Source organism: Pseudomonas sp. 10C3, assembly GCF_036346185.1.
Lineage (GTDB): Bacteria > Pseudomonadota > Gammaproteobacteria > Pseudomonadales > Pseudomonadaceae > Aquipseudomonas.
Genome location: NZ_JASJVE010000076.1, coordinates 1 through 518, shown reverse-complemented (window position 1 = coordinate 518; position 518 = coordinate 1). Strand labels below are relative to the sequence as shown.

Annotated in this window: 1 pseudogene; it reads right to left on the bottom strand. The window is 64.5% G+C overall.

What is annotated here, in order from left to right:
* Positions 1 to 518, bottom strand: a pseudogene (locus tag QN399_RS26170) (hypothetical protein); the annotation flags it as partial.

Genomic DNA, 518 nt, shown 5'->3' with positions numbered 1-518 from the left:
AACTGCCCGCTCAGGTCGCACAGGTAACGGCCCGGCTGGTCGAGCAGCCATTCGTAACCGGGTTGGCGGGCGCGTTGTGCGGCGACCAGGCTGACCGGGAAGGCGTGCTGCTTGAGGTTAAGCCAGGCAACATGCGCCGCGCCCGCCGCAGACTGGTTGGCCGCGTCATAGGCGTCGAATGCGCTGAACGCTTCGAGCATTGCTACGCCATCCGGTTTATCGCGGAACACGCGCTTGAATTTGTCTCGCGAACTGCGCAAGTCCGGGCTCTGGCAGCGTTGTGCGCGCGCTTTCGGGTCTTGCTCAAGACGTCGCAAGCGCGGCCCGCTGAGCTGCACCTCGCTGAAACAGAGCTGCGGCGACACCTGCTGATCGTTCCAGCTGGACGGCAACCAGATGTCCTCCAGCGCCTGCCCGGTGGCCAGCCGAGGGCCCTCCTCAATCTCGTCGCCCATGCGATAACGGTTCAGGTCAATGTCGTGATACGTGGTCTGTTCGTCTGCGGCCCGCACCTCCAG